The organism is Thioclava atlantica, from assembly GCF_000737065.1.
Lineage (GTDB): Bacteria > Pseudomonadota > Alphaproteobacteria > Rhodobacterales > Rhodobacteraceae > Thioclava > Thioclava atlantica.
The window spans coordinates 24,866-50,280 of record NZ_AQRC01000008.1 but is presented as its reverse complement, the minus strand read 5'-3'; the positions used below and the strand labels follow the sequence as shown (position 1 = coordinate 50,280).

General features: G+C 64.4%; 23 protein-coding genes. 15 read left to right on the top strand and 8 right to left on the bottom strand.

The features are described from left to right. The first annotated feature begins 16 nt into the window (after positions 1–16). Together DW2_RS10985 and DW2_RS10980 are read left to right on the top strand one after the other, a co-directional pair. A complete protein-coding gene (locus tag DW2_RS10985) occupies positions 17–1,288 on the top strand; it encodes a bifunctional folylpolyglutamate synthase/dihydrofolate synthase (RefSeq protein ID WP_038146444.1) in 1,272 nt (423 codons plus the stop codon). 92 nt (positions 1,289–1,380) lie between these two features. Continuing rightward, entirely contained in the window at positions 1,381–2,400 is a 1,020-nt protein-coding gene (locus DW2_RS10980; protein ID WP_038146442.1) for an LLM class flavin-dependent oxidoreductase, read from the top strand. Here the strand turns inward: DW2_RS10980 and zapE are convergent. Continuing rightward, positions 2,397–3,485, bottom strand: coding sequence for a cell division protein ZapE (gene zapE, locus DW2_RS10975; RefSeq protein WP_038146728.1), 1,089 nt, complete (start codon positions 3,483–3,485; stop codon positions 2,397–2,399). The two genes, DW2_RS10980 and zapE, sit on opposite strands and share 4 nt — an antisense overlap. Before the next feature lie 78 nt (positions 3,486–3,563). Here zapE and DW2_RS10970 point away from each other — a divergent pair, with 78 nt between their 5' ends. From DW2_RS10970 to lpxK, 4 genes are all read left to right on the top strand, one after another. Then, positions 3,564–4,385, top strand: a complete 822-nt coding sequence (locus DW2_RS10970) for a sugar phosphate isomerase/epimerase family protein (RefSeq protein ID WP_038146439.1) — start codon at positions 3,564–3,566, stop codon at positions 4,383–4,385. An 87-nt stretch (positions 4,386–4,472) separates the two neighbouring features. After that, positions 4,473–4,730, top strand: a complete 258-nt coding sequence (locus tag DW2_RS10965) for a DUF4170 domain-containing protein (protein ID WP_038146433.1) — start codon at positions 4,473–4,475, stop codon at positions 4,728–4,730. Between the two features lie 25 nt (positions 4,731–4,755). Further along, positions 4,756–5,982 (top strand): 3-deoxy-D-manno-octulosonic acid transferase, encoded by a 1,227-nt coding sequence (locus DW2_RS10960; RefSeq protein WP_051855916.1) that lies wholly within the window; start codon positions 4,756–4,758, stop codon positions 5,980–5,982. Beyond that, on the top strand, positions 5,982–6,971 hold the full coding sequence (gene lpxK, locus DW2_RS10955) for a tetraacyldisaccharide 4'-kinase (RefSeq protein ID WP_038146428.1): 990 nt from the start codon (positions 5,982–5,984) through the stop codon (positions 6,969–6,971). The genes DW2_RS10960 and lpxK overlap by 1 nt, the downstream gene beginning before the upstream one ends. A 50-nt stretch (positions 6,972–7,021) precedes the next feature. On the opposite strand, the gene DW2_RS10950 is transcribed toward lpxK, so the two are convergent. Both DW2_RS10950 and DW2_RS10945 read right to left on the bottom strand, forming a co-directional pair. Further along, positions 7,022–7,699: a DsbA family protein gene (locus tag DW2_RS10950; RefSeq protein WP_038146426.1), complete on the bottom strand. Its 678-nt coding sequence runs from the start codon at positions 7,697–7,699 to the stop codon at positions 7,022–7,024. Beyond that, on the bottom strand, positions 7,696–8,208 hold the full coding sequence (locus tag DW2_RS10945) for a DUF721 domain-containing protein (protein ID WP_051855913.1): 513 nt from the start codon (positions 8,206–8,208) through the stop codon (positions 7,696–7,698). Before DW2_RS10945 ends, DW2_RS10950 begins: the two co-directional genes overlap by 4 nt. 122 nt (positions 8,209–8,330) lie before the next feature. Between DW2_RS10945 and mutY the strand changes: the two genes are divergently transcribed. Both mutY and DW2_RS10935 read left to right on the top strand, forming a co-directional pair. Next, a complete protein-coding gene (mutY, locus tag DW2_RS10940) occupies positions 8,331–9,368 on the top strand; it encodes an A/G-specific adenine glycosylase (RefSeq protein ID WP_038146420.1) in 1,038 nt (345 codons plus the stop codon). Between the two features lie 54 nt (positions 9,369–9,422). Then, on the top strand, positions 9,423–10,565 hold the full coding sequence (locus tag DW2_RS10935) for an alkane 1-monooxygenase (protein WP_051855910.1): 1,143 nt from the start codon (positions 9,423–9,425) through the stop codon (positions 10,563–10,565). Between the two features lie 130 nt (positions 10,566–10,695). On the opposite strand, the gene DW2_RS10930 is transcribed toward DW2_RS10935, so the two are convergent. Next, on the bottom strand, positions 10,696–11,331 hold the full coding sequence (locus tag DW2_RS10930; RefSeq protein ID WP_038146723.1) for an alpha-ketoglutarate-dependent dioxygenase AlkB family protein: 636 nt from the start codon (positions 11,329–11,331) through the stop codon (positions 10,696–10,698). A 182-nt stretch (positions 11,332–11,513) separates the two neighbouring features. On the opposite strand from DW2_RS10930, the gene dnaK reads away from it, so the two are divergent. The 4 genes from dnaK to DW2_RS10910 all read left to right on the top strand — a co-directional run bounded on the left by dnaK (position 11,514) and on the right by DW2_RS10910 (position 16,812). Then, a complete protein-coding gene (dnaK, locus tag DW2_RS10925) occupies positions 11,514–13,427 on the top strand; it encodes a molecular chaperone DnaK (protein ID WP_038146418.1) in 1,914 nt (637 codons plus the stop codon). 75 nt (positions 13,428–13,502) lie between these two features. Next, positions 13,503–14,663 (top strand): molecular chaperone DnaJ, encoded by a 1,161-nt coding sequence (gene dnaJ / locus DW2_RS10920; protein WP_038146415.1) that lies wholly within the window; start codon positions 13,503–13,505, stop codon positions 14,661–14,663. An 86-nt stretch (positions 14,664–14,749) separates the two neighbouring features. Continuing rightward, complete coding sequence (locus DW2_RS10915) at positions 14,750–15,454, top strand: JAB domain-containing protein (protein WP_081874963.1); 705 nt, start codon at positions 14,750–14,752, stop codon at positions 15,452–15,454. Positions 15,455–15,570: 116 nt separating this feature from the next. Next, positions 15,571–16,812, top strand: coding sequence for a tyrosine-type recombinase/integrase (locus DW2_RS10910; RefSeq protein ID WP_038146412.1), 1,242 nt, complete (start codon positions 15,571–15,573; stop codon positions 16,810–16,812). A gap of 134 nt (positions 16,813–16,946) precedes the next feature. Here the strand turns inward: DW2_RS10910 and DW2_RS10905 are convergent, their stop codons facing one another. Genes DW2_RS10905 through DW2_RS10895 form a run of 4 tightly spaced genes read right to left on the bottom strand, consistent with a single transcriptional unit; the run spans position 16,947 to position 21,543 of the window. Further along, positions 16,947–19,766 (bottom strand): UvrD-helicase domain-containing protein, encoded by a 2,820-nt coding sequence (locus DW2_RS10905; protein WP_235842196.1) that lies wholly within the window; start codon positions 19,764–19,766, stop codon positions 16,947–16,949. Further along, on the bottom strand, positions 19,763–19,921 hold the full coding sequence (locus DW2_RS19765) for a hypothetical protein (protein ID WP_156102950.1): 159 nt from the start codon (positions 19,919–19,921) through the stop codon (positions 19,763–19,765). Before DW2_RS19765 ends, DW2_RS10905 begins: the two co-directional genes overlap by 4 nt. Positions 19,922–19,940: 19 nt before the next feature. Then, the gene (locus DW2_RS10900; RefSeq protein WP_038146410.1) at positions 19,941–20,957 is read right to left on the bottom strand and encodes a nucleotidyl transferase AbiEii/AbiGii toxin family protein; all 1,017 of its coding nucleotides are present in this window, start codon (positions 20,955–20,957) and stop codon (positions 19,941–19,943) included. After that, a complete protein-coding gene (locus tag DW2_RS10895) occupies positions 20,950–21,543 on the bottom strand; it encodes a DUF6088 family protein (RefSeq protein WP_038146409.1) in 594 nt (197 codons plus the stop codon). The genes DW2_RS10900 and DW2_RS10895 overlap by 8 nt, the downstream gene beginning before the upstream one ends. 220 nt (positions 21,544–21,763) lie before the next feature. Here DW2_RS10895 and DW2_RS10890 point away from each other — a divergent pair, with 220 nt between their 5' ends. The 3 genes from DW2_RS10890 to DW2_RS10880 all read left to right on the top strand — a co-directional run bounded on the left by DW2_RS10890 (position 21,764) and on the right by DW2_RS10880 (position 25,381). Further along, positions 21,764–22,726 (top strand): ArdC family protein, encoded by a 963-nt coding sequence (locus tag DW2_RS10890; protein ID WP_038146408.1) that lies wholly within the window; start codon positions 21,764–21,766, stop codon positions 22,724–22,726. Next, positions 22,723–23,118 (top strand): DUF2958 domain-containing protein, encoded by a 396-nt coding sequence (locus DW2_RS10885; RefSeq protein ID WP_038146406.1) that lies wholly within the window; start codon positions 22,723–22,725, stop codon positions 23,116–23,118. The genes DW2_RS10890 and DW2_RS10885 overlap by 4 nt, the downstream gene beginning before the upstream one ends. 124 nt (positions 23,119–23,242) lie before the next feature. After that, entirely contained in the window at positions 23,243–25,381 is a 2,139-nt protein-coding gene (locus DW2_RS10880) for a Spo0J and enkurin domain-containing protein (RefSeq protein ID WP_038146404.1), read from the top strand. Positions 25,382–25,415 lie beyond the last annotated feature (34 nt).

The window sequence follows — 25,415 nt, the reverse complement described above, 5'->3', positions numbered from 1 at the left end:
TGCGCGAGCTCGCCCGATGACCCAAGCCTCCGACCAGATCCTCGACCGGCTGATGGCGCTGCATCCGAAGGTGATCGACCTCTCGCTCGACCGGATGGAGCGGCTGCTTGCGGCGCTCGGTCATCCCGAACGCAGCCTCCCGCCGGTGATCCATATCGCGGGCACGAACGGGAAGGGCTCCACCCAGGCGATGATCCGGGCGGGGCTCGAGGCGGCGGGCAAGCGCGTGCATGCCTATACCTCGCCGCATCTGGCGCGTTTTCATGAACGGATTCGTCTGGCCGGAGAGCTGATCTCCGAACCCGGGCTGGCGACGCTTCTCGACGAGGTCGAGGCGGCGAATGGCGCCGAGCCCATCACCTTCTTCGAGGTGACGACCGCGGCGGCGCTGCTCGCCTTCGCCCGCACGCCCGCCGATTTCACACTGCTCGAGGTCGGTCTGGGCGGACGGCTCGACGCGACCAACGTGATCGAGGCCCCGGCGCTGACGATCATCACGCCGGTCTCGATCGACCATCAGCAATATCTGGGCGATACGCTGCCCGAGATCGCCGGAGAGAAGGCGGGGATCCTCAAGCGCGGCATTCCCTGTGTCGTCGGCCCGCAGCAGGAGGCCGCCCTCGAGGTGATCGAGGCGCGGGCCGAACGGCTCGGCGCGCCGCTGCTCGTGCACGGCCAGCACTGGCAGGTCTGGGAGGAACGCGGGCGGCTGGTCTTTCAGGACGAGACCGGGCTTCTCGACCTGCCGCTGCCGAACCTGCCCGGCCCGCACCAGATCGAGAATGCGGGCGCGGCACTCGCGGCGCTGCGGCATCTGGGCTTCGACGAGGCCGCCTGCGAGGCCGCGGTCACCAAGGCGGTCTGGCCCGCCCGGATGCAGCGCCTGTTTCACGGACCGCTCGTCGAGGAGGCGCCGGAAGCCGAGCTCTGGCTCGATGGCGGGCACAACCCTGCGGCCGGGGCGATGATTGCCGCGACGCTCGACCGGCTGCCCAAGCGTCCCACCCATCTCATCTGCGGGATGCTCAACACCAAGGACGTGGCGGGCTACCTGCGCCCGCTCGCGCCGCACGCGAAACAACTCCATGCGGTCTCGATCCCGGGCGAGGCGAACACGCTGAGCGCCGAGGAGACGGCCGCCGCCGCGCTCGATCTCGGCATGAAGGCGCGCGCCTCCGCCTCGGTCGGCACGGCGATTGCCGCAATCGTCGCGCAGGACCCGCATGCCCGGATCCTGATCTGCGGCTCGCTCTATCTCGCTGGGCGGGTGTTGCGGGAGAACGGCTGAGCCTGCGGACCCGCACGCCTCCTGTGCGGGCGCGAGGGTGGTCCGGCGCCGGATCGCGCCTACCTTGCGGGGCAACAGGAAGGGAGCCGTTCATGCAACTCGAGCTGGGAATTGACACTTTCGGCGACATCACCCGCGGCGAAAGCGGGCTGCGCAGTCAGGCGGAGGTGATCCGCGACACGCTGGCCGAGGGCGAGTTGGCCGAGCAGGTCGGCCTCGACTATATCGGACTTGGCGAACATCACCGGCCCGATTTCGCGATCTCCTCGCCCGAGCCGATCCTCTCCGCGATCCTCGCCCGCACCGAGCGGATCAAGGCCGGCACCTCGGTCACGGTGCTCTCCTCCGACGATCCGATCCGGGTCTTCCAGCGCTTCGCGACGCTCGACGCGCTGGCGCCGGGCCGGGCGGAGATCACGATCGGACGCGGCTCCTTCACCGAGAGCTTCCCGCTCTTCGGGCTGGATCTAAACGATTACGAAATTCTGTTCTCCGAGAAATCGCAGCTCCTGCATCTGCTCGCAACGCAGGAGAAGGTCAGCTTTTCCGGCCAGACCCGAACCGAGCTGCGCAACGTGACGGTCCATCCCCGCCCGGAACGGCCGCTGCAGATCTGGCGCGGTGTCGGCGGTTCGCCGCAATCGGTGGTCGAGACCGCGGCGATGCAGATGGACCTGATGCTGGCGATCATCGGAGGGGACTCCGCGCGGTTCCGCCCGCATGTCGATCTCTTCCATCGCGCGCATGAGCAGATGGGCACGAAACCCGGCAAGATCGGCGTCCATTCACCCGGCCATATCGCCGAGACCGACGAGATCGCGCGCGAGGAATTCTATGAAGGCTATGCGCGGATGCATGACGCGATCGGTCGCCAGCGCGGCTGGCCTCCCTTCCGCCGCGAGGCCTATGAGAGCGAGATCGAGCACGGCTCGCTCTATGTCGGCGGGCCCGAGACCGTCGCGCGCAAGATCGCGCGTACGGTCAAGACGCTGGGCCTGTCGCGCTTCACGCTGAAATATAGTGGAGGCCCGCAGGACCCCGCGCATCTGCGCAAAACGATCGAGCTTTACGGCACCAAGGTCGCGCCGCTCCTGCGCGACATGCTGGCCTAGGCCTCCGCCGCCCAGTCGGCTGCCTGCATCTCGCGCAGCCGGCTGGCGGTGCGTTCGAATTCGAACGTGCCCTCGCCCTCGACATAGAGCCGCTCGGGTTCGTCGGCGGCCGAGCAGATCAGCCGCACCTTCGCCTCGTAGAGCGCGTCGATGAGGGTCACGAAACGCTTCGCCTCGTTGAAGTTCGACGCCGAGAGAAGCGGGATGTCGTCGACCAGAAGAACCCGCACCGCTTCGGCGATGGCGAGGTAATCGGCCGGCCCCAGCGGCACCGCGCAGAGATCCCAGAAACTCGCCCGCCCCACGCCGGCGTGGAAATACGGCAGCTCCACCTTGCGCCCCTTCACGGTGAGCTCGAGCGTATGGCTGTGATCGCCCCCCGTCAGCTCGTCCCAGAGCGCGTCCATCTTGGCGCGCGCATCGCGGCCATGCGGGGTGAAATAGACTTCCTGACCGGCGAGACGGTGCTGGCGGTAATCGGTCTCGGATTCGATCTCGTGAACCTCCAGCTTCTCGCGGATGAGCGCGATGAAGGGCAGGAAAAGCTGCCGGTTCAGCCCGTTCTTGTAGAGATCCTCGGGCACCCGGTTCGACGTGGTCACGATGGTGACGCCACGCTCGAACAGGGCCTCGAAGAGGCGGCCCACGATCATCGCATCGGCGATGTCGGAGATCTGCATCTCGTCGAAGCACAAAAGACGCAGCGACCCCGCCACCTCCTCGGCCACCGGACGCATCGCATCGAGCGTGTTCGCCCGGCGCGCATCGTCGAGCTTGCCCTGGATTTCCTGCATGAAGGCATGGAAATGCACCCGGCGCTTGGGCACGTCGGTCTGGGCGTAGAACAGGTCCATCAGCATCGACTTGCCGCGCCCGACCCCGCCCCAGAAATAGAGCCCGCGCACCGGCTCCACGCGCTTGGGCTTGCGCGAGAAGAGCCCCTTCTTCTTTTGCAGCTCGGGCGCCGCCTCCAGCTCGGAGCGGATGCGTTCGAGGACCGGCAGGACGGCGCGCTGCGCGGCATCCGGTTTCAGTTTGCCCTCGGCGACGAGCGCGTCGTATGTCTCGGGAAGCGTGCGTTTCATGGGCTTCCGATATAGCGCGTCCCCGGGATTGAAAAGCCCCGCCGCTTCGGCGAGCATCCAAGACGAGGAGGACCTCCAATGGCCAAGGATCTACCGCTGCTCGGCGCTGCGCTGAGCCTCGACATGCTCGCCCATCACCGCGACTGGATCCTTGCCGATCAGCGCGATATCGAATTGCAGAGCTTCTGCTGGCCGAATTCCTCGGACGCGGATCTCAAGGCGATGGTCGCGCGCGCGAAGGACCTGCTCGACGGCTACGAGGGGCGGCTCGGGCTGCACGGGCCCTTCACCTCCTTCAATATCGACTGCGCCGACCCCGAGATCGCCGAGGTGATCCGCGCGCGGATGCTGCGCACGCTCGAGATCTGCGCCGAGCTTGGTGGCGACCAGATGGTGATCCACTCGCCCTACACGCTGTGGAAGGAAGCCGATCGTCAGGCCAACCCTGCGACGGGCTTCATCCAGGTCGAACGGGTGCGCTACGTGCTGAGCCCGGTGATCGCGCGGGCCGAGGAGCTGGGCGTGACGCTGGTGATCGAGAATGTCGAGGATCTGACGCCCTCGCTCCGGGTCGAACTGGCCGCGGCGATGAAGAGCAAGGCGGTGAAGGTCTCGCTCGACACCGGACATGCGCAATTCATGCATCGCCGCTGCGGCGCGCCCCCCGTCGATGCCTTCGTGAATGCGGCCGGGGCGGCGCTCGAGCATGTGCATGTGCAGGATGTCGACGGCTATGGCGACCGGCACTGGCACCCCGGCCAGGGAACCATCGCCTGGCATTCGGTCTTCGCCGCGCTCGCCCGGCTGCCGAAGATGCCGCGTCTCATCCTCGAGGTGAATGACGAGGCCGGGCTGCGGCGCGGTGCGGAACATCTGGCATCGCTGGGCCTGGCACGGTAACGGATACGTGCAGCCCCGGTCCCCGCCTTGTGACCCCGCGGGGGCTGGCGTAGTGTCCGCGCCGCAAAACACCCGACAGGAGTTTCCATGTCCAAGCCCAATCCGCAACGTCTCCATCTCGTTTTCGGTGGCGAACTGGTCAATCCGGGCCGCACCGAGTTCAAGAATGTCGAGGATATCCACATCGTCGGTATCTTCCCGAACTACGCCACCGCCTATTCCGCTTGGAAGGCCGAGGCGCAGCGCACCGTGGACGACGCCCATACCCGTTATTTCATCGCGCATCTGCACCGCCTGCGCGACGAGGAGCGCGAGGTCTCGCCGACCGAAGAACTCGGCGATTGAGTGACGCGCGGCGGGCAGGTGCTCCATGACGCATTCTCTCCCTCTCTGGCTTCGGCTGCGTCTCGCGGCGCTGCGTCCGGCCGGGCCGAGGGCGAGAAGCGCCGCCCAGGCGCCGCGTGAGCGGGGCCCGCTGCTCTGGATCTGGGCGGCGGAGGAAACCGGGCCGGCGGCGACGCTGATCGCACGGCGAGTGGCGGCCCACCTTCCCGACGCCCGTATCTGCATGACAGTGCCCGAGGGGCTCGATTGCCCCTCGACGCTCCCCGAGGGCGCGTCGTGCCTGGCGGAACCGGAAGACCGTCCTGCCTCGGTCCGCCTCGTGCTCGAGGCGTGGAAGCCCGAACTCATCCTCATCATGGGGGGCCGCCTGCCCGCCGCGCTGATCACGGAGGCGCATCGCCGCGGCATTCCCCTGATCCTTGCCGACGCCCATTATACGACGAACGAGGTGCAGCGGCTCGATGCGGCCACCCTCTCGCTGCTCGGGCGTTTCGACCGGATCTATCTGCGCCATGACGAAGGGCTCGAAAACCTTTGCGAGCGGCTCTCGCGCCCGAGCATCGTGGTGAATGACGGCGCCCTGGGCGAGCCGCCCGATCCGCTTGCCTATTCCGAGGCCGAGCGCAGTTCGATGGCCGATTCGATGGGCGCCCGCCCGGTCTGGCTCGCCGCGGCGATTCCCGAGGCCGAGATCGATAAGGTCACCGCCGCCCATCGCTATGCGCAGCGTCACGCGCATCGGTTGCTGCTGTTGCTGGCCCCGGACGCGGATTGCGACGGCGCGACGCTCGCCGAACGTCTGACCGCCGAGGGCTGGGCGGTCGCGCGCCGCTCTCTCGAGGGTGAACCGGAAATGACCACCGAGATCTTCATCGCGGATGATGCGAGCGAATACGGGCTCTGGTACCGGCTCGCGGCGCTGAGCTACATGGGCGGGACGCTGAGCGGGCTGAGCAAGGCCCCGCGCTCCCCGATGGAGGCCGCGGCGCTCGGATCCGCGGTGCTGCACGGGCCGAAACTCGCCCCGTTCCGCGAGGAATATCTGCGCCTCGAGGCCGCGCGGGCCTGCCGTGGCGTGCGCGTCGCCGCGGACCTGCCCGATGCGCTCACGGACATGATTTCTCCCGACCGCTCCGCGCATCTCGCCCATAACGCCTGGCTGGTGATCTCGGGCGGTGCGGGCGCGGTGGAAACCGTCGCGCGCGACCTTGCGGAGATCCTCATCGGCACGCAATTGTCGAGGTCGGCCTGATGGGGGCGCCGGGCTTCTGGTTCACGCGCCCCGATGCGCCTGCCCTCTCGGCCCGTCTGCTGTCCCCGCTTGGCGCGCTCTATGCCGGGATGACCCGGCGCCGCGTCGCGCAGGCCGGGCTGAAGCTCGACATTCCGGTGATTTCGGTCGGCAATATCAATGCGGGCGGAACGGGCAAGACCCCGACGGTAATCTGGCTCGTGCAACATCTCGCCGCGCGCGGGATCACCGCGCATGTGGTCACGCGCGGCTATGGCGGGCGGCTCGAGGGGCCGGTGCGGGTCGATGAGCGGACCCATTCCGCGGACGAGACGGGGGACGAACCGCTGCTGCTTTCGGCTTTCGCGCCGGTCTGGGTCGCAAAGGACCGCGCCGCCGGGGCGAAGGCTGCACAGGCAGCCGGGGCGCAGGTGATCGTTCTCGACGACGCGCATCAGAACCCCGCGCTCGAGAAAGATCTCTCGATCGTGGTCGTCGACGCGCATAAGGGCTTCGGCAACGGCCGCTGTCTGCCAGCCGGCCCCCTGCGCGAACCGGTCGCGGCCGGGATGGCCCGCGCCGATCTGATCCTCTCGATCGGAGGCGATGCCGCGCAGCAAGAATTTTCGGATTTCTGGGGTTTCAGAATTTCCAAGCCTCATTTGCGCGGGGAGCTCGTACCGCTTCAGACCGGGATGGATTGGGAAGGGCTTCCGGTCCTCGCCTTCGCGGGCATCGGCCATCCCGAGAAATTTTTCGCGACGCTGAAAGGCCTCGGCGCGACCCTGCTGCGCGGCGAGGCGCTCGAGGATCACCAACCTTTCACGCCGCGTCTGCTCAGCCGGATCGAGACCGAGGCCCAGATGCTGGGCGCGCAGATGGTGACGACGGAAAAGGACGCCGTGCGCCTCCCCGAGGCTTTCCGGCGCAAGGTGCTGGCGCTGCCGGTGCGGCTCGAGATCGCGGATGCCGCACCGCTCGAGGCGATGCTCGCCCGGCTCGGGATGTGAAAAAGGCCGGCCCCGCGGGACCGGCCTTCGGCATCCGTTACGATCTCGGCTTACTGCTTGGCCTTGGCCAGCTCGTCGTCGAGGATCTTCTTGAAATCATCCCAGGCCATGTTGGAATGCTTCTTGCCGTTGATGATGAAGGTCGGCGTCGCGTCGATCTTGTCGTCCGAGGCGTTCTTCTGGAAGGTCGCGACCAGTTCCTCGGCGCGCTTCTCGTCGTTCATGCAGTTGGTGACCTGATCCTTGGTCAGCCCCGCCTGAAGGCCGATCTTGTGCAGGTTGTCCGCGATGGCCTGCGACTTGCCGTCGCCGATCCATTCCTTCTGCTTGTTATACAGCATGTCGGAGATCGCGTAGTATTTCATGTCGCCGCCGCATTGCGCGATCAGGCCCGCCCAGAGGCCGAACTTGTCGAAATAGACCTCGCGCTGGATGAACTTCACCTTGCCGGTGTCGATGTAATCCTTCTTGAGCGTCGGGTATTCGGTCTCGTGCCAATTCGCGCAATGCGGGCAGGTGAAGGAGGCGTATTCCACAACCGTCACCGGCGCGTCTTCCTGCCCCAGGACGATATCGGGCAGCGTCTGCACCTTCTTGTCCGCGGTCGCTTCCTGCGCCTGCGCGGCGGTGATCAGGCTCGCTTCACTATGCTGGGTAGCGAACCAGCCGCCCACTGCGAGAACGCCCGCGACAGCCGCGCCGCCAAGGATCGAGAGAGTCTTGCTCATGTATCTGCCTTTCTTCTTCCGGCCCGTTCCTCGGACCTAGATAGAACATTTTGTGCCAATTGCTCGAGCGCCGCGCGCAGATCCCCGTCGGCGCAATCCGCGACCGTCGCCTTCGCCTTGGCGAGGACATCCGGATCGGGAGCGCGCGGTGCGGGTTTCGGCGCGGGGGTAAATTGTGCCTGCCCCTCGGCAAAGCCGGTGGGCGCGGTCTGGGTCAACGCGATTCGCGAGATCGCGTTATAGCCGTAGCAGGCATTGACCTTGTCGCGGATCTGCGGGAGCTGCATCTGCAGCATCGGCGCCGCCGCCCCGGTCGTCAGAAGCGTCAGCGTCGCGCCGAATCCGCCCTTGGAATAGCCGATCTTCACCGGGCGGCATTGTGCGGCGATCTCCTGGCCCACCACTTCCGGCCAATGCGTCAGCAGCCGCGAGACCGCGAATCCCCGCGCCTCGCCCGCGGCCCGGATCCGCGAGCGCAGCAGCCGAGCTGCGGGCTCGAAGCCACGCATGCGCCGATCCGGCGGGGTCTGGGTCTCTTTGGCGCTCACTTGGACGGGTTCCTCTTGATCGCGCGCATTCTAGGCAGCACATCGGGTCAGGCCAACCGATGGGGAAGAGGGGAGCATAAAGATTGTGTGACGGTAAAGGGGCAATCGGCGAAACCCTGCTCAAATGGTATGACGCCCATGCCCGCGTTCTGCCTTGGCGGATCTCGCCCGCCGATCGGGCGGATGGCGTACGCCCCGATCCCTACCGGGTCTGGCTGTCGGAGGTGATGCTCCAGCAGACGACCGTGGCGGCGGTACGCGACTATTTCCGCCGCTTCACCGAACGCTGGCCCGATGTCGCGGCGCTGGCGGCGGCCGAGGACGGGGAGGTGATGGCCGAATGGGCGGGGCTTGGTTATTACGCCCGCGCCCGCAACCTGCTGAAATGCGCCCGTTGCGTCGCCGGTGATCTGGAGGGCCGTTTCCCGAGTTCCGCGGCCGAGCTGCAGACGCTCCCCGGCATCGGCCCCTATACCGCCGCCGCGATCGCCGCCATCGCCCATGACGAGCCCGTCGCGGTGGTCGACGGAAATGTCGAGCGGGTCGTCTCGCGCCTCTTCGCGGTCGAGACGCCATTGCCCGGAGCGAAGTCCGAACTCACCGCGCTCACCGCCCGGATCACGCCCGAGACGCGGCCGGGCGATTTCGCGCAGGCGATGATGGATCTGGGCGCGACGATCTGCACCCCGCGCAATCCCGCCTGCGCGATCTGTCCCCTGGTGGGGGAGTGCTCGGCCCGGGCGCAGGGCATCGCCGAGACACTGCCGCGCAAGGCCCCGAAAAAGGCGAAACCCACCCGCTACGGCTATGCCTATGTGGCGATGAACGGTGCGGGCGACGTGCTGCTCGAACGCCGCCCCGAGAAGGGTCTGCTGGGCGGCACGCTGGGCTTTCCCGGCTCGGACTGGACCGACGCCCCCCGCCCGGCCCCGCCCGTCGCGGCCGACTGGCGCGAAGCGCCCGTCGAGGTGCGCCACACCTTCACCCATTTCCACCTGATCCTGCGTGTCTTCACCGCGCGTGCGGAAGAGGCGGAGTTCACCCCGCGCGCCAGTTTCAGCCCCGGCGATCTGCCCACGCTGATGCGCAAGGTCTGGAACGCGGCGCAAAGCGCTGAGTGATTGAACGGCGGCGCGGCTTGGCTATCATGGGCGGTGCAACAACCGGGATCACCGATGTCGAGCCGCGAAGAGATCCGCCGCCCCTCCCACGCCCTTCCCTTCTGGCTTTCGCTCGGCACAGTCCCGCTCGCGGCGATCGAGGCGGCCCGGGGCGGCTGGACCCTGATCCTGCTGCCGGCCTATGCATGGTGGCTGGTGACCGCGCTCGACCAGCTTCTGGGACGCAATGCCGACCAGCCCGACGCGGAGACGCCCGAGGCCGACCTGTTCTGGTACCGTGCGATCACGCTGATCTGGTTCCCGGTCCAGGCCGTGGTGATCTACGCCACGATCTGGTGGGTGACGCATAGCGATCATCTGAACGGGTTCGAGATCGTGGCGCTGATGTTCGGCCTCGGCGTGATCTCGGGCACGATCGGGATCGTCTACGCGCACGAGTTGCTGCATCAGAAGAGCCGGCTCGAACGCTGGCTGGGCGATCTGTTGCTGGCCACCGTGCTCTATTCGCATTTCCGCACCGAGCATCTGCTCGTCCACCATCTCTGGGTCGGCACGCCGCGCGACGCGGTCACCGCGCGCTACAACGAGGGGTTCCACCGCTTCTTCTGGCGGGTGCTCCTCGAATGCCCCGGCTCGGCCTGGAAGGCGGAGAAGCGGATGCTCGCGCGCGCAGGACGCCCGGTCTGGCACCGCTCCAACCCGTTCTGGCGCTATGCCGCCCTTCAGGCGCTCGCACTGCTCGCGGCCTGGTTCGCGGGGGGATGGATGGGGCTCGGGCTGTTCGTCCTGCAGGCCTTCTTCGCGATCTGGCAGCTCGAACTCACCAACTATGTCGAACATTACGGGCTGACGCGGAAACATAGCGGCGAGGGGCGCTACGAGCATGTCCGTCCCCGCCACTCGTGGAACGCCGATCACGCCGCCTCGAACTGGCTCCTGATCAACCTTCAGCGCCATTCGGATCACCATTACAAGCCGGACCGGCGCTTCCCGCTGCTGCAGACCTACGGTGCCGACGAGGCGCCCCAGCTGCCCTTCGGCTATCCGGCGATGACGGCGCTCGCGATGATCCCGCCCCTCTGGCGGCGGCGGATGAACCCGCGCGTGCGCGCCTGGCGGCGGGCGCATTACCCGGAGATCGAGGACTGGGCCCCCTATAATCGCGGCGCGACGCCCCTGCCGCGCGGCTCGGTCTGAACCCGCCGGGGGCTTCGCGTCCCCGGACCCCCGCGGGGTATTTCCGGCCAGGTGAAGGAACAGGTCTCCCTCTTCACCTGGATAAAAATACCCCCGCCGGAGGCATCCGCCCGAACCGCTCGCGCGCCGGTCAGGTCACCACGCGCAGGGTGAGATTGATCCGTCCGCCCTTCGGCATGAGCGGCGAGGTGCCGGGCTTGATCCGGTCGACGCCGTGATAGAGCAGCCGCGCCGCGCCCCCCATCACCATCACGTCGCCCGAGCGCAGCCAGAGGCTTTGGGTCTTTCCGCCGCGGGTCTCGTTGCCGATCCGGAACAGCCCGTCATCGCCCAATGAGACCGACACGACCGGCTCGCCGAAATCGGACTCGTCGCGGTCCTGATGCATCCCCATCCGCGCGCCTTCGCCGTAGAAATTGACCAGGCAGCATTCCGGCGCGCGCGCCGAGCCCGAGACGCCCTCCCAGATCCGCAGCACCGAGGCCGGGATCTCGGGCCAGGGCATGCCCTCGGGATGGGTTTCGCTGTAGCGGTAGCCGCGCCGGTCGGAGACCCAGCCGAAGCGGCCGGCAGAGGTCATGCGCACCGACATCGGCTTGCCATAGGGCGTCATCGGAGAGAAAAGGGGCGCATGGGCGACGAGGTCGCGCAAGTCGGCCAGAAGCGCTTCCTGCTCGGCGAGATCCAGCCAGCCGGGATAGTGCAGGAAGCCGCGGATTTCCTGCGGCTCGGGTCGATCGCTTGCGTCCTTCGCCGTTTCTGTCATTTTCACGCAATCTTCCTCGGGAGACGGTTCTTGCAGGCCCATTTGGCCCTCCTTATATACGCTGCGAAGCCTGAAGCGTTCCAGATCGCGCAAGGGCGGAACATGAAACCGAAACCCAAGGGATAGGGGCCGGGGGCCTGAATGGACCCGTTTCCCGCCATATCGCCAAGAGAGGTAACATCATGGCCAAAGTCATCGGCATCGACCTCGGGACCACGAACTCCTGCGTCGCCATCATGGACGGCTCGCAGCCCCGGGTGATCGAGAATTCCGAAGGGGCGCGCACCACGCCCTCGATCGTCGCCTTTACCGACGATGAACGCCTGGTCGGCCAGCCGGCAAAACGCCAGGCGGTGACCAACCCGTCCAACACCATCTTCGCCGTGAAGCGCCTGATCGGCCGCCGCACCACCGATGCGGAAGTCGAGAAGGACAAGAAGCTCGTCCCCTACGCCATCGTCGATGGCGGCAATGGCGATGCCTGGGTCGAAGTGAAGGGCGAGAAATATTCGCCCGCGCAGGTTTCGGCCGTCATCCTGCAGAAGATGAAGGAAACCGCCGAGAGCTATCTGGGCGAGGAAGTCACGCAGGCCGTGATCACCGTTCCCGCCTATTTCAACGACGCCCAGCGTCAGGCCACGAAGGATGCGGGCAAGATCGCCGGTCTCGAGGTTCTGCGCATCATCAACGAGCCGACCGCGGCCGCGCTCGCCTATGGCCTCGACAAGAAAGAGACCAAGACGATCGCCGTCTATGACCTCGGTGGCGGTACGTTCGACATCACCATCCTCGAGATCGACGATGGTCTGTTCGAGGTGAAGTCGACCAATGGCGACACCTTCCTGGGTGGCGAAGACTTCGACATGCGGATCGTCAACTACCTGGCTGACGAGTTCAAGAAAGAGCATGGCGTCGATCTCACCAAGGACAAGATGGCGCTGCAGCGTCTGAAGGAAGCGGCCGAGAAGGCGAAGATCGAGCTCTCGAGCTCGAGCCAGACCGAGATCAACCAGCCCTTCATCTCGATGGGCAAGGACGGCACGCCGCTGCACATGGTCATGAAACTGACCCGTGCGAAGCTCGAAAGCCTCGTGAACGACCTGATCAAGGCCTCGCTCAAGCCTTGCGCGGCCGCGCTGAAAGATGCGGGCGTCACCAAGGACGAGATCGACGAGGTCGTTCTGGTCGGCGGCATGACCCGGATGCCGAAAGTCGTCGAAGAGGTGACCAAGTTCTTCGGCAAGGAGCCGCACAAGGGCGTGAACCCCGATGAGGTCGTGGCGCTCGGCGCGGCGATCCAGGCCGGCGTTCTGCAAGGCGACGTGAAGGACGTGGTCCTGCTCGACGTGACCCCGCTGTCGCTCGGCATCGAGACGCTGGGTGGTGTCTTCACCCGCCTGATCGACCGCAACACCACGATCCCGACCAAGAAGTCGCAGATCTTCTCGACCGCGGAAGACAACCAGAACGCGGTGACGATCCGCGTCTTCCAGGGCGAGCGCGAGATGGCCGCGGACAACAAGCTGCTGGGCATGTTCAATCTCGAGAACATCCCGCCGGCGCCGCGCGGCATGCCGCAGATCGAAGTGACCTTCGACATCGACGCCAACGGCATCGTGTCCGTTTCGGCGAAGGACAAGGGCACCGGCAAGGAGCAGAAGATCACGATCCAGGCTTCGGGCGGTCTCTCGGATGACGAGATCGAGAAGATGGTTCAGGACGCCGAGGCGAATGCCGAGGCCGACAAGAGCCGCAAGGAACTCGTCGAGACCAAGAACCAGGGCGAGTCGCTCCTGCATTCGACACGCAAGTCGCTCGAAGAGCATGGCGACAAGGTCGATGCGTCCACCGTCGAGGTGATCGAACTGGCGGCCAATGCGCTCGAAGAGGCGCTCAAGACCGAGGAAGCCAGCAAGATCAAGGGTGCGATCCAGAACCTCACCGACGCCGCGATGAAACTCGGCGAGGCCATCTACAAGGCCGAGCAGGAGAAATCGGGCGAAGCCGAGGCCTCGGATGAGGAAGGTCCGCGCGATGTCGATGACGATATCGTCGACGCCGACTTCGAGGACATGGGCGACGACAAGCGCAAGTAAGCGCAACCGGAACGTTGGGCGGGCCTGCCGGGACAAGGCGGGCCCGTTCCCATGTTCCCCCAAGAGGGGTAGCCAATGGCAAAACGCGACTATTACGACGTTCTGGGAATCGCCAAGGGCGCCTCGGCCGAAGAGATCAAGAAGGCCTATCGCAAGAAGGCCAAGGAACTTCATCCCGACCGCAACGCCGACAATCCCGACGCCGAGTCCCAGTTCAAGGAAGCGAACGAAGCCTATGACGTCCTGAAGGACGCCGAGAAGAAGGCGGCCTATGACCGCTTCGGTCACGCGGCCTTCGAAGGCGGCATGGGCGGCGGGCCGCGTCCGGGCGGCGGCTACGGCGGCGGTCCCGGCCAGGGCGATTTCGCCTCTGCCTTCTCCGACGTGTTCGAGGACCTGTTCGGGGACTTCATGGGCGGTCGTGGCCCCGGTGGCCAGCGCTCGCGCGCGCAGCGCGGGGCCGATCTGCGCTACAATCTGCGGATCACGCTGGAAGAGGCCTTCAAGGGCACCCAGAAGACGATCACCGTTCCAAGCTCCGCCGCCTGCACCGCGTGCAACGGCACCGGCGCCGAGGGCGGGGCCGAGCCGCAGACCTGTCCGACCTGTTCCGGGCTGGGCAAGGTCCGTGCGCAGAACGGCTTCTTCACGGTCGAGCGGACTTGCCCGACCTGTGGCGGCCAGGGTCAGGTGGTGAAGAACCCCTGCAAGGTCTGTCACGGCGCCGGCCGGACCGAGGTGGAACGCCAGCTTCAGATCAACATCCCTCCGGGGGTGGAGACCGGCACGCGCATTCGCCATGCGGGCGAAGGCGAGGCCGGGCTGCGGGGCGGTCCTTCGGGCGACCTCTACGTCTTCATCGAGGTCCAGCCGCACCAGATCTTCGAACGCGAGGGCACCGACCTGCATTGCCGGGTTCCGGTGAGCATGGTGACCGCGGCGATGGGCGGCGATGTCGAAGTGCCCACGATCGACGGCGGCCGCAGCCGGGTGAAGATCCCCGCAGGCAGCCAGTCGGGCCGGCAGATGCGTCTGCGCGGCAAAGGGATGCCGGCGCTGCGCGGCGGTGCTCTGGGCGACATGTTCATCGAGCTTGCCGTCGAGACGCCGGTCAACCTGACCTCCCGCCAGAAGGACCTGCTGCGCGAGTTCCAGGAGATCGAGGCGGAGAACAACCCGGAAGGGGCGAGCTTCTTCAAGAAGGTCAAGAGCTTCTGGGACGGCATGACACAATGAGAAGGCGCCTTCGGGCGCCTTTTTCTTTGCCTCGGTCCCGGGCGCGTTAATCCCTTCTTCACCGCGAATCGGAGATGCTCGCGGCCATGAAGCGCCGCCCTGCATCTTTCAACGAAGCCCCCCTGCCCCTGTTCGGCGAGGCCGCGCCAGCGCCGGTCACCGGTCGTCCTGCGAGAAACAAGCTGCCTTCCTATCTTTGCGATCATCGCCAGCGCCTGCGGGCGCGGTTCATGGAGGGCGGAGCGCCTGCCCTGCCCGATTACGAACTGCTCGAACTCGTGCTGTTCCGCGCGCTGCCGCGGCAGGACGTGAAACCTCTCGCCCGGCGGCTGATCGAGCAATTCGGTGATTTCGGCCGGGTGATCTCGGCCCCGCCTGCCCGGCTGCATCAGGTGCGCGGCGTCGGCGAGGCGGTGGTCCGGGAATTCAAGATCGTGGAGGCTGCCGCCCATCGCCTCGCGCGTTCGAAGGTGATGGAGCGGCCGGTCCTGAGCTCATGGCACGCGCTTCTGGATTACTGCCACACCGCGATGTCGCATTCCGAGACCGAACAGTTCCGCGTCCTCATGCTCGATCGCAAGAACGTCCTGATCGCGGATGAGGAACAGGCGCGCGGAACGGTCGATCATGTGCCCGTCTATCCGCGCGAGGTGATGAAGCGGGCGCTCGAGCTGAACGCCTCGGCCCTGATCCTCGTGCATAATCACCCCACTCATTCATTTAGATCCCGCAGGATCACGCTCAAACACATTGAAACACTAGAAAATCCCTCAATTTTTAGCATTGCGTAGTGGGGACGGTTTTGGCAAATTGGGGGTGGTTGAAGGGATAGAAAACGGCTTTCCGCTCCCAGTAAACGATCCCCGTTTCTCCTCGACCGATCCCAGTTTCAGGCAAGGAGGAACGCATGCCAGCCCTGACCGACACCGCGATCCGACACGCGCTGAAGCGCGTTGAGATCAGCCGCAAGCAAGAGAACCTCGCCGATGGCGACGGGCGAGGCACCGGCCGACTCGTCCTCGTTCTCAAGCCCATGCCGAAGCGCGTCACGGCCGACTGGATGGCGCAACAATGGCGTGACGGCAAACGTACCAAGAAGAAGATCGGCGCTTACCCCTCGATGTCGCTCGCCCAGGCCCGCGAGGTTTTCAAGCGCGACTATGCCGACGTGATCCAGAAAGGTCGCAGCATCAAGATCGCAAGCGACACCCGCCCCGGCACTGTAGCGGACCTCTTCGAGGGGTACGTCGCTTCACTAAAGGCCGCCAGCAAGCCCTCCTGGAAGGAGACGGAGAAGGGCCTTAACAAGATCGCCGACACTCTTGGGCGGAACCGCCTAGCCCGCGAGATCGAGGCCGAGGAAATCGTCGAACTGATCCGCCCGATCTATGAGCGCGGCGCCAAGTCGATGGCAGACCATGTGCGTTCCTACATGCACGCGGCTTTTGGCTGGGGCATGAAGTCCGACAACGACTATCGGCAACAATCGGCTCGCCGCTTTCGCATCCCCTTCAATCCAGCGACAGGTATTCCGACCGAACCGAAGGTCAAAGGCACCCGCTGGCTCGACGAGGACGAATTCGTACAGCTTTATCGTTGGCTGGAATGTCCCGACACGCCGGTTCATCCGCCCTATACCCGTGCCGTCAGGATCATCATGCTGACCGGCCAGCGCGTCCAGGAGATCGCCAGCCTTCACATCGACCAGTGGGACGCCAAGGAAAAGATCATCGACTGGTCGAAGACCAAGAACGACCAGCCCCATGCTGTTCCGGTGCCGGAACTGGCCGCAGAGCTACTCGCGTCCATCAACGTCAACGAATACGGCTGGTTCTTCCCGTCTGCCACGGACCCGTCCAAGCCTGTCAGCCACGGCACGCTTTACTCGTTCATGTGGCGCCAGAGGGACCGCGGCGTGATCCCCTATGTGACGAACCGCGACCTGCGCCGGACCTTCAAGACGCTTACCGGCAAGGCGGGGATCTCGAAGGAGATCCGCGACCGCCTCCAGAACCATGCGTTGCAGGACGTCAGTTCCAAGCACTACGACCGCTGGCACTACATGGTGGAAAAGCGTGCCGGCATGGCGAAATGGGACAAGTTCGTCCGCGCCATGCTCGCAAAAAAGCGACTGAAAGCGGCAGCATGAGCCTCGGGTGCCCCATAAGGCGGAAGTGAGAACAAAACGATGCGTATCGTAATCAGCTTGGCGGACGCTCCATCGGAGATATTCTAAGAACAGCCGGAAATGTCGGGGCGACGGATACGATCAAACAAGTAGCATTATACGGCTTTTACCCGTTTTACGGTTTCAACGACAACGCCCTCGCCCGTTCGCTCACGATGAAGCACCGCTGGAGCTGACTGCTGGGTGTGGCGGCACTCAGGAAATTGATTGCAGCCGAAAAAGCTGGTGTCGTTCCGCCCTTTGCGCTCAACCAGCTCCCCCACCAAGCAACTGGGGCATTGATCGAGTTCCCTCCCATCGATGGTTTCAAACCGGACTTCGTTGCCGGCGATCTCGCAAAGCTCGCGAATGTAGCGTGAAGGCTTGCGTCTATTACAGAGGATAAACGTCCCTCTGCTGGCGCGGGTCATTGCGACATAGAAAAGTCGGCGCTCCTCCGCATAGGCAAACCTCTCCGGACGCGGGATAACGAGATTTAGCAGCTCGTCATCTTCGATCCGGCTGGGGACGCCATAGTCGCCCTCGCTGACATCGAGCAGGATCGTGTAGTCGGCCTCCAGGCCCTTCGACCGATGAAACGACATGCCGGCGACCTCGATCGCCGAAAATTCGGGGTGGCGACCGTGAAATGGATCTAACAAGTTGTAACGCCACAAGACCAGTACCTTCAGCTTTTGCCCCGCCTCACGGCGCCACTGTCCTGAAATTCCTTCAAGAAAGGTGTTCAGGCGATCGAGTAGTTGGAAGCAGGCTTTCGGGAAGCTTGGCTTGCGCCACTCCACGCTGACCGGAATGATCCGGATTGATCGCGGTATGGCGGCGCGCGTCGATCGCACCGTCTTCGTGATCTGCTCGGGATTGCGCTGGACAAAGCGTGCCGCGGTGTCAGCGAGAAGCTGGTTACAGCGGTACGTCTGTTCCAGCCGACCTTGCCAGCAGGCACCAAAGTTCGCTTCGAACTGGGTGAAGATCGTAATGTCCGACCCGGCAAAGCGGTAGATCGACTGCCAATCGTCTCCGACAGCAAAGACTTTTGTGAAAGCCTTCTGGTGTTTTAGCGCCTTGATCAGATTGGCCCTCGGGTCCGAAATATCCTGAAATTCATCCACCAAGATCAGCGAATAAGGGCTCTGATAGCGCCCCGTCTCAACGAGGCGCACTGCGTCGCCGATCATTGAATCGAAGTCGATACGCTTTGCCTCGTCGAGCTTGCGCGAATAGGCTTCGGTGATCAGCCAGACAGCACGCGCGAAATACTGCGCGCGCGGTTTGTCATGCAGGGACTTTGCACGTTCCAGCAGCATCTCCAGCGTAAGCTGGCTCGCTCGAATGTGTTTGATGCACACGCCGATCAGCTTCTGGTAATGCGTGATCACCACTGGTTCGACCGCTTTGAGGATCTCGTCGACACTTTTCTCAGTCAGGGGAATTTTGCGTTTGATCAGCTCAGCCTCGAGATGTGGCAACAACGTTCCCTCGTGCGCCTGTGCGGAGGTTGTCTCGAAGAAATCCAACTCTTTGCGCTTGTACCCAGCGCGTTTACCCTTGGTATGCTCAGCATAGTTCGCAAAGGGCGAGGAGCCATCCGCGTTGATCGCGAAATGCTCGTGGAACGTGTCGGTGAGAGGGTAATGAAAGTCCGGCTGGACAAAACGTTCGCTCCCGTCCTCCTCTTCGAATGAGATCTGCTTTTCATATTCGAACTCGACAGAGTGGACCCACAACCAGTTCGCGATCCGCTGCTCCTGAAGGGATTTCACATACACGTTTGCAAGCGTACCGATGGTGCTGCCGCCCTTATCGTTGCGATCGGCGATGTAGCGATTGTAGTCTGCCTCCGAGTCAAAGACCTCTGCGGGGATGTCGGCCTTCGGCAAAATCGAGAGGAGGTCGATCCACAGACGGCGAAACTCTTCATTTACCTCCATCAACTCGCGTATGATCTTGTCGATCACACGGGCTTCGCCGGCGGGATGCTCGACCCAGTTTGCGAGTTGAGGTGGGCGACCTTCCGTCTCTTCGATGATCCCCCGACCGAGTGCATGAAACGTCGTCACCCGGCTCTCCAGAGCATCTTCATCGACGTTCAGCTGCCTGGCGATCCGTTCCTTTAATTCGTCGGCTGCACTCTTGTTAAATGCCAGGACGAGGATCTCGCTCGGATGGTAAAGTCCCTTCTCGAGGACATAGGCAACTTTCCCGACCATGGTCGCGGACTTGCCCGATCCAGCGGATGCGACGAGCAGGTTGTTGTCTTCGAGGCGGATGCAAGCCTCGCGCTGCTCCTGGGAAAGCGAAAATCCCCCAAGGTCGGCGAAGAATTCCTCGAACTTCTGCATCTCGTGAAAAACGAAATTTTCATTGTAGCGACTGCGGACGCCGGGGTCAGTGAGCATCGCAAAAGAGGTTGGCAGATAGCCTCTTAGGGTGTCGGGGATCAGAGAGGCATCAAACAACGGGTGCGCCAATGCCAGTGACGCATTTCCCGGGACACTCGCGATCGCCCGGCCGACGTCGGCATGAGCAAGATATTGCCTGTTGCTGTCGGTCATCGCGCGAATCTTGCTATCGACCTCGCGCAAGCGTTCCTTGTCGGAATCGATGAGATTCGCGAGATGCTGGTTCACGAAAGCCAGCAAATCGTCGCGTAAAGTCTGAGACGCCTTGGCGGTCAGGCCGGAAAGAGCATCGATACGGCCCTTCGACCGGATCTCGACCGTGTGCCAAAGCAGGGCCTTGGTTGACGAAACCGACGAGATATCAAGGCACTGAATTTCATCCTCGCCTGTCGATGTCAGGCTAACTCGGTCCTGCGAAGATGGGCTGAGAGCCAGTTTCCACTTCTCCGACAAGAAAATGCGCGCCCAAAGGCTGGGCCGGTATATGCGGGATCGTCCAAGCATTGGCAGTTTCATCGAGCCGCCCGGTCTGCGCCTGCGACGTTCTTGTTCATGATCTCGCAAATCGTCTGGTGGGCGCTCTCGATCTCCTTGTTCCAGTCGGGTTCCGATGAATCGGCATCGTCACTCCCTACAAACCGAGATTTTCGCACCTCTTCGACGTCGCGCATATTCCCCCGCCCCCGTTTCTTATTTGGCTGCGCCGTTCGCGCGCGCGACTATATCGGCGCACTGCGCCATAAGCGCCTCGAACGGCTCAGCGTCATCGAAGAGCAGCCCATCCTCAACCATGCGGGCATAGTCGTCCTCCAACGCCTTCGCGCCATCGCCGACCGGCACGAGTTGCAAGCCGCCGCTGACAGCCGCTGCATAGTCGATCGGCGTGCGGTCGGCGGCTTTCTCCGCGAAGAACATCGACTTGTGCCGGGCGACAGCGTTGGCCAGCTCGCGATCGGCGAAAGCAGCTTCCGCAAAGCCGGCTTCATCCAGCCGGACAACATCGTGCCAGTGTCGTGCGAAGCGGTCGCCGCGAAGCCGCTCCTGAAGGCAAAAGACGTGGATGGCGGTCGCCTTCTCCCAGAAGGTCCGCTCCGCGTGCATGACGCGCGGACGCGCCGTCGGGAATACCAGCCCGTCGATCAGGCCGGCGGCGTCGCAGGAGACATCGCGCAGGCTCGCCGGTTCGCCCGTCGAGCGCGCGCCGAACTCCAGCATGACGCTGGGCGCGACATAGCCGGACCCGGCCGCGGTCGCCTCGTAGTCGATGAAGAGCTTGTCATCCTCGACGCGGATGGCCGCAGCCAGACCTTCGGCGGCGAGTGCGTTCGCGATCACGGGCTGCACGGTTTCCGCGACCCATGCCGGCAACCGCCGACGGACCTCGCTGGACCAGCGCTTTTCCTCGCTTCGCGTTTTCGGCAAGCCCTCGCCATTGTCCCCGACCAGATCGGGCGCGATCGCCCGAATGTCATAGGTCAGATCCACATCCTCCGAAAACCGGCGAATGACGTGATAAGCTTTCGACAGCGACGTGCCGCCCTTGAACACTAGATGTTCGCCGAGCGGCGCAGCGTAGAGGGTCGCCAGCGCCCACACCACCCACACATCCTTTTCGAGAAGATGGGTGGGACGACCCGAACGGTCGGCCGCGACACCCAGCGCGTCGCGCCGGTCCTCGGCCGAAAGCTGGAGAAAGACATCAGCCATACGCCGCCTTTCCGACGCTCTGCGCGAGCCATGTCGGAAGCTGCGGCGCGGCGGCGACCAGTTCGCCGAACACGCCGGGCGGCATCTTCCGCTTCAATGTCGTGAGCGCGGCCTCTGCCTTTTCCGGGCCGAGCCAGGCCAGCGCCCGCACGGCCTCCCCCGCCGGCCGGTTGGCCAGGGCCAGTTGCCAGCGCGGTGCATGCCGCAATTCCACGATCTGCTTGCCGAGGTGCACCTTTCGGCTGCGCCCGGAGGTCAGATAGACCGAGCGGACGGGCACCTGCGTCGTCAAGCCAAGGGCGTTCGCCGCGGCAGCGCCGTTCGAGACGATGACCTCCCCCTTTTGGGTTGCAAGAGCCTCGACAGCCTGCTCGACCGAAGGCGTGCGCGTGCCGAACCGGCTGGCGATGGGACGCAGATAGACGCCACGACCGGCGCGGATGAGTTGCCCGCGCTCCGTCAGGCGCGACAACGCCTGATCCACGGCGGCCCGGTTTCCGAGGTGCAGCAGGCTCTTGGCGGACACAGGAGCGCCTTCGGGCAGGCCCGTCGCATGCGACAAAATCTGTTCGGTCAGCCGTGTCATCGTCTTTCTCCTGTCGGAAATATATGCGAGTTTCTGACAGTTTTCAAGGAAGTCCGGATAGGGGAAAGCCTTCCCCTGAGGCCGAGCCTTGGTCTCGGCCTACCCCTTCTGCGGGGAATCCCCGCAACGCCCCCTTCAGAGTGAGAGTGCGGACGGGTTTTCCGTGACGGGTTGAGGGCTGGAAGAGAGGCTTCCGGCGCCCGTCGCGGAGATCATCCCGATGGCCAGACACGATCGCAGCCCCGCAGAAGGTGGCGCGCGCAGCAACCTTTACGACGACATCACCAACAAGATCATCGCCGAGTTGGAGCAAGGGCGGCTGCCCTGGGTCCAGCCCTGGGGCGCGTCACCCAATACCGCCCCTCTGGGCCTGCCGAGAAATGCTTCAACCGGCCGTAGCTATTCCGGCATCAATATTCTGATCCTTTGGGGCGCTGTCATCCAGCACGGCTTCCCCGGTCAGGCGTGGCTGACTTTCCGCCAAGCCCTTTCGCTTGGCGGCAATGTCAGAAAGGGCGAGCGTGGCACCACTGTTGTCTATGCCGACCGTTTCACTCCCGAGGACGAGAAACGCCGTGCCCGCGAGACTGGCGAGGATGCGCATGCCATACCGTTCCTGAAGCGGTTCACGGTCTTCAATGCCGCACAATGCGATGGCTTGCCCGATGACATCACGGCAGTCACGCCGCAACCGCCGCCGGGCCTGATCGAACCTCAGGTCGAGGCGCTGATCCGGGCCACCGGCATCGACTTCCGAATTGGCGGCGATCGCGCCTTCTACATGCCCTCGCTCGACTATGTGCAGGTGCCGCCTCCGCAAGCCTATTTCGAGCCTATCAACTGGCACCGGACGGCCCTGCACGAGCTGGGTCACGCCAGCGGCCATCACAGCCGCCTCAGCCGCGATCTGACCGGCTCGTTCGGCTCGAAGAAATACGCTTTCGAGGAGATGATTGCCGAACAGGCCGCAGCTTTCAGTTGCGCTGCGCTCGGGATCGTGCCGACCGTCCGCCATGCCGATTACATCGGGTCGTGGCTGGAGGTCATGCGCGAGGATTCCCGCGCCATTGTCCGCGCAGCCTCGCAGGCCAGCAAGGCGGCGGACTGGCTGCTGTCGCATCTGCCTGTCGAGGAGATCGAGGAGCCGGATGCGAGCGTAACCGACCGGAGGGCCGCGGCATGATCCTCCTCACCGGCACACAGCGCGACCGCCTGCTGGCAAATGGCCGCCAGCGCGATCAGGATCACATCCCGGTCGTGAAGTTCTTCAACCCCCTTGGCGAGGGCGTCTGGCTCGCCACCGAACTGGACGAGGACGGCGACATCATGTTCGGCCTGGCTGATCTCGGCTATCCCGAACTGGGGTCGTGGAGCCTTACCGAAATGCAGTCAGTCCGGCTGCCCTTCGGAATGGGCATCGAGCGCGATCTGCTGTTCACCGGGGATTTCCCGATCTCGGTCTGGGCCGAGGCCGCCCGTGAGAGCGGCAGTATCCGCGCCGCTGAGCGCCTGCTCTACCGCGTCGGGGCGAGCTATTCCCGTACATCCGCCGATACAGAAAGCCGGAGTGCCTGATTTCCGGGTTTCAGGTTCTACGGCTGGCGTCGCTCTCTTCAGAGGAAGAGGGCGGCGCTTCGCTTCGTGACGGGCTGATAGCCGGAGAGAGAGGCTCACCGGCGTCCGTCATGGAGCAACTGACATGGCCACTGCCGTTCAGAAGATCACCCTGTCGTCCTCGCGCGACATTCCCTTCAACAAGCTGGTGCTCAGCCAGTCCAACGTCCGGCGCGTCAAGGCCGGGATCTCGGTCGAGGAACTGGCCGAGTCTATCGCCCGTCGCGGCCTGATCCAGTCCCTGCATGTCCGCCCGGTCGTGGATGCCGAGGGCAAGGAAACCGGCATGTTCGAAGTGCCCGCCGGCGGTCGCCGCTTCAGCGCGCTGGAACTGCTGGTCAAGCAGAAGCGCCTCGCCAAGGTCGCGCCGGTCCCGTGTGTTGTTTCGGAGGCCAGCGCCGATGTGCTGATCGACGAGGTATCGCTCGCCGAGAATATCGAGCGCGCACCGCTGCATCCGCTCGATCAGTTCCGCGCCTTCCAGACCATGCGCGAAAAGGGCATGACCGAGGAAGCCATCGCCGCCGCCTTCTTCGTGGATGCGAAGGTGGTGAAACAGCGCCTGCGTCTGGTTTCCGTCTCACCGACATTGCTCGACGTCTATGCCGAGGATGGCATGACGCTGGAACAGCTCATGGCCTTCAGCGTCAGTTCTGACCATGCCCGTCAGGAGCAGGTCTGGGAAGCGATCAAGGACGGCTGGCAGAAGGAACCTTACCTCATCCGACGCCTGCTGACCGAAACCACGGTCCGCGCCGCCGACAAGCGGGCAGTGTTTGTCGGCATTACCGCCTATGAGGAGGCTGGCGGCTGCGTGCTGCGCGATCTCTTCCAGCAGGACGATGGTGGCTGGTTGCAAGACCCGGTGCTGCTCGACCGGTTGGTGGGCGAAAAACTCAAGGCCGAGGCCGAGGCCATCGCCGCCGAGGGCTGGAAGTGGATCGAGGTCGCCATCACCTTTCCCTATGGTCACGATCATGGCCTTCGCCAGATTGTCGGCACCACAGTCGATCTGACCGAAGAGGAACGCGCCACCCGCGAGGCATTGCGCGACGAATATGACCGGCTTGAAGCCGAATATGGCGAGGCTGATGAACTGCCAGACGAGATCGACGCCCGGCTGGGTGAAATCGAACAGGCGCTGGAAACCTTCGAGCGCCGCCCGATGACCTTCGACCCCGTCCAGATCGGCACGGCAGGCGTCTTCATCAGCATCGACGCCGATGGCGCATTGCTGGTCGAGCGCGGCTATGTTCGCGCCGAGGATGAAACGCCTGCGGAACCGGAGGCTGAGATCGTTGACCCGGAAACCGGCGAGGTGATCCAGCGGGCAGAACCGGAGGTGAGCCGCATGCGTGCGGTTATCACGCTGGGCGGTCAGCCGGTCGAACCGGAGGAGGATGACGAGACCGAGACCATCAAGCCGCTGCCTGATCGTCTGGTCAGCGAGTTGACTGCACATCGCACCCTGGCGCTGCGGGATGCGGTGGCGGTGAACCCGCATGTCGCCATGACGGCACTGTTGCACCGGCTGGTCATGGATTGCTTCATGCCGCGTTCCAGCCGCGGATGCCTGGAAGCACAGGTCCGGGAGGTTCATCTGCCCGCACAGGCCGAGGATCTGCGCGATAGCGCGTCAGCCAAGGCCATCGCTGACCGCCACGAACGCTGGGGCGATCATGTCCCGGCAGACGATGCCGCCCTCTGGGATTGGCTGACCGATCTGGACGATGGATCGCGCATGGATCTGCTCGCCCATTGCGTCAGCTTCGGTGTCAACGCGCTCTATGAGAAGCCGAATCCTTACAGCGGAACGGGCGTCAGCCAGCACGGGCTGGACGTTCGCCTGTCGCAGGCTGATCGGCTGGCGCGTTCAACCGGCCTCGACATGGTGGCCGTGGGCTGGCGGCCGACGGTTGGCAATTATCTCGGCCGCGTGACCAAGCCGCGCATCCTTGAAGCTGTACGTGAAGGCGCTGGAGATCGAGCCGCTGAACTGATCGGGCACCTCAAGAAGGGAGACATGGCCAAGGAAGCCGAACGCCTCCTGGCGGAATCCGGCTGGCTGCCTGAGCCGCTGCGCATGGTGGATGATGGTGTCGAAGTCGATCCGGCATCGGGCGCTGCGGCAGAAGCCGACGATCTGCCCGATTTCCTCTCCGGCGATGGCGAGGACGACCCGGCTGACGACGAGGAAGAACAGCACATGGTCGCTGCTGAATAGTTCTCAGGCGGGGTGGCTTCGGCTGTCCCGTTTG

What these genes read in the sequence shown, in the direction of transcription:
- DW2_RS10985 (WP_038146444.1), top strand. Translation starts at nt 17, where the DNA reads ATGACCCAAGCCTCCGACCAGATCCTCGACCGGCTGATGGCGCTGCAT.
- DW2_RS10980 (WP_038146442.1), top strand. Translation starts at nt 1,381, where the DNA reads ATGCAACTCGAGCTGGGAATTGACACTTTCGGCGACATCACCCGCGGC.
- zapE (WP_038146728.1), bottom strand. Translation starts at nt 3,485, where the DNA reads ATGAAACGCACGCTTCCCGAGACATACGACGCGCTCGTCGCCGAGGGC.
- DW2_RS10970 (WP_038146439.1), top strand. Translation starts at nt 3,564, where the DNA reads ATGGCCAAGGATCTACCGCTGCTCGGCGCTGCGCTGAGCCTCGACATG.
- DW2_RS10965 (WP_038146433.1), top strand. Translation starts at nt 4,473, where the DNA reads ATGTCCAAGCCCAATCCGCAACGTCTCCATCTCGTTTTCGGTGGCGAA.
- DW2_RS10960 (WP_051855916.1), top strand. Translation starts at nt 4,756, where the DNA reads ATGACGCATTCTCTCCCTCTCTGGCTTCGGCTGCGTCTCGCGGCGCTG.
- lpxK (WP_038146428.1), top strand. Translation starts at nt 5,982, where the DNA reads ATGGGGGCGCCGGGCTTCTGGTTCACGCGCCCCGATGCGCCTGCCCTC.
- DW2_RS10950 (WP_038146426.1), bottom strand. Translation starts at nt 7,699, where the DNA reads ATGAGCAAGACTCTCTCGATCCTTGGCGGCGCGGCTGTCGCGGGCGTT.
- DW2_RS10945 (WP_051855913.1), bottom strand. Translation starts at nt 8,208, where the DNA reads ATGCGTGGCTTCGAGCCCGCAGCTCGGCTGCTGCGCTCGCGGATCCGG.
- DW2_RS10935 (WP_051855910.1), top strand. Translation starts at nt 9,423, where the DNA reads ATGTCGAGCCGCGAAGAGATCCGCCGCCCCTCCCACGCCCTTCCCTTC.
- DW2_RS10930 (WP_038146723.1), bottom strand. Translation starts at nt 11,331, where the DNA reads ATGACAGAAACGGCGAAGGACGCAAGCGATCGACCCGAGCCGCAGGAA.
- dnaK (WP_038146418.1), top strand. Translation starts at nt 11,514, where the DNA reads ATGGCCAAAGTCATCGGCATCGACCTCGGGACCACGAACTCCTGCGTC.
- dnaJ (WP_038146415.1), top strand. Translation starts at nt 13,503, where the DNA reads ATGGCAAAACGCGACTATTACGACGTTCTGGGAATCGCCAAGGGCGCC.
- DW2_RS10915 (WP_081874963.1), top strand. Translation starts at nt 14,750, where the DNA reads ATGAAGCGCCGCCCTGCATCTTTCAACGAAGCCCCCCTGCCCCTGTTC.
- DW2_RS10910 (WP_038146412.1), top strand. Translation starts at nt 15,571, where the DNA reads ATGCCAGCCCTGACCGACACCGCGATCCGACACGCGCTGAAGCGCGTT.
- DW2_RS10905 (WP_235842196.1), bottom strand. Translation starts at nt 19,766, where the DNA reads ATGAAACTGCCAATGCTTGGACGATCCCGCATATACCGGCCCAGCCTT.
- DW2_RS19765 (WP_156102950.1), bottom strand. Translation starts at nt 19,921, where the DNA reads ATGCGCGACGTCGAAGAGGTGCGAAAATCTCGGTTTGTAGGGAGTGAC.
- DW2_RS10900 (WP_038146410.1), bottom strand. Translation starts at nt 20,957, where the DNA reads ATGGCTGATGTCTTTCTCCAGCTTTCGGCCGAGGACCGGCGCGACGCG.
- DW2_RS10895 (WP_038146409.1), bottom strand. Translation starts at nt 21,543, where the DNA reads ATGACACGGCTGACCGAACAGATTTTGTCGCATGCGACGGGCCTGCCC.
- DW2_RS10890 (WP_038146408.1), top strand. Translation starts at nt 21,764, where the DNA reads ATGGCCAGACACGATCGCAGCCCCGCAGAAGGTGGCGCGCGCAGCAAC.
- DW2_RS10885 (WP_038146406.1), top strand. Translation starts at nt 22,723, where the DNA reads ATGATCCTCCTCACCGGCACACAGCGCGACCGCCTGCTGGCAAATGGC.
- DW2_RS10880 (WP_038146404.1), top strand. Translation starts at nt 23,243, where the DNA reads ATGGCCACTGCCGTTCAGAAGATCACCCTGTCGTCCTCGCGCGACATT.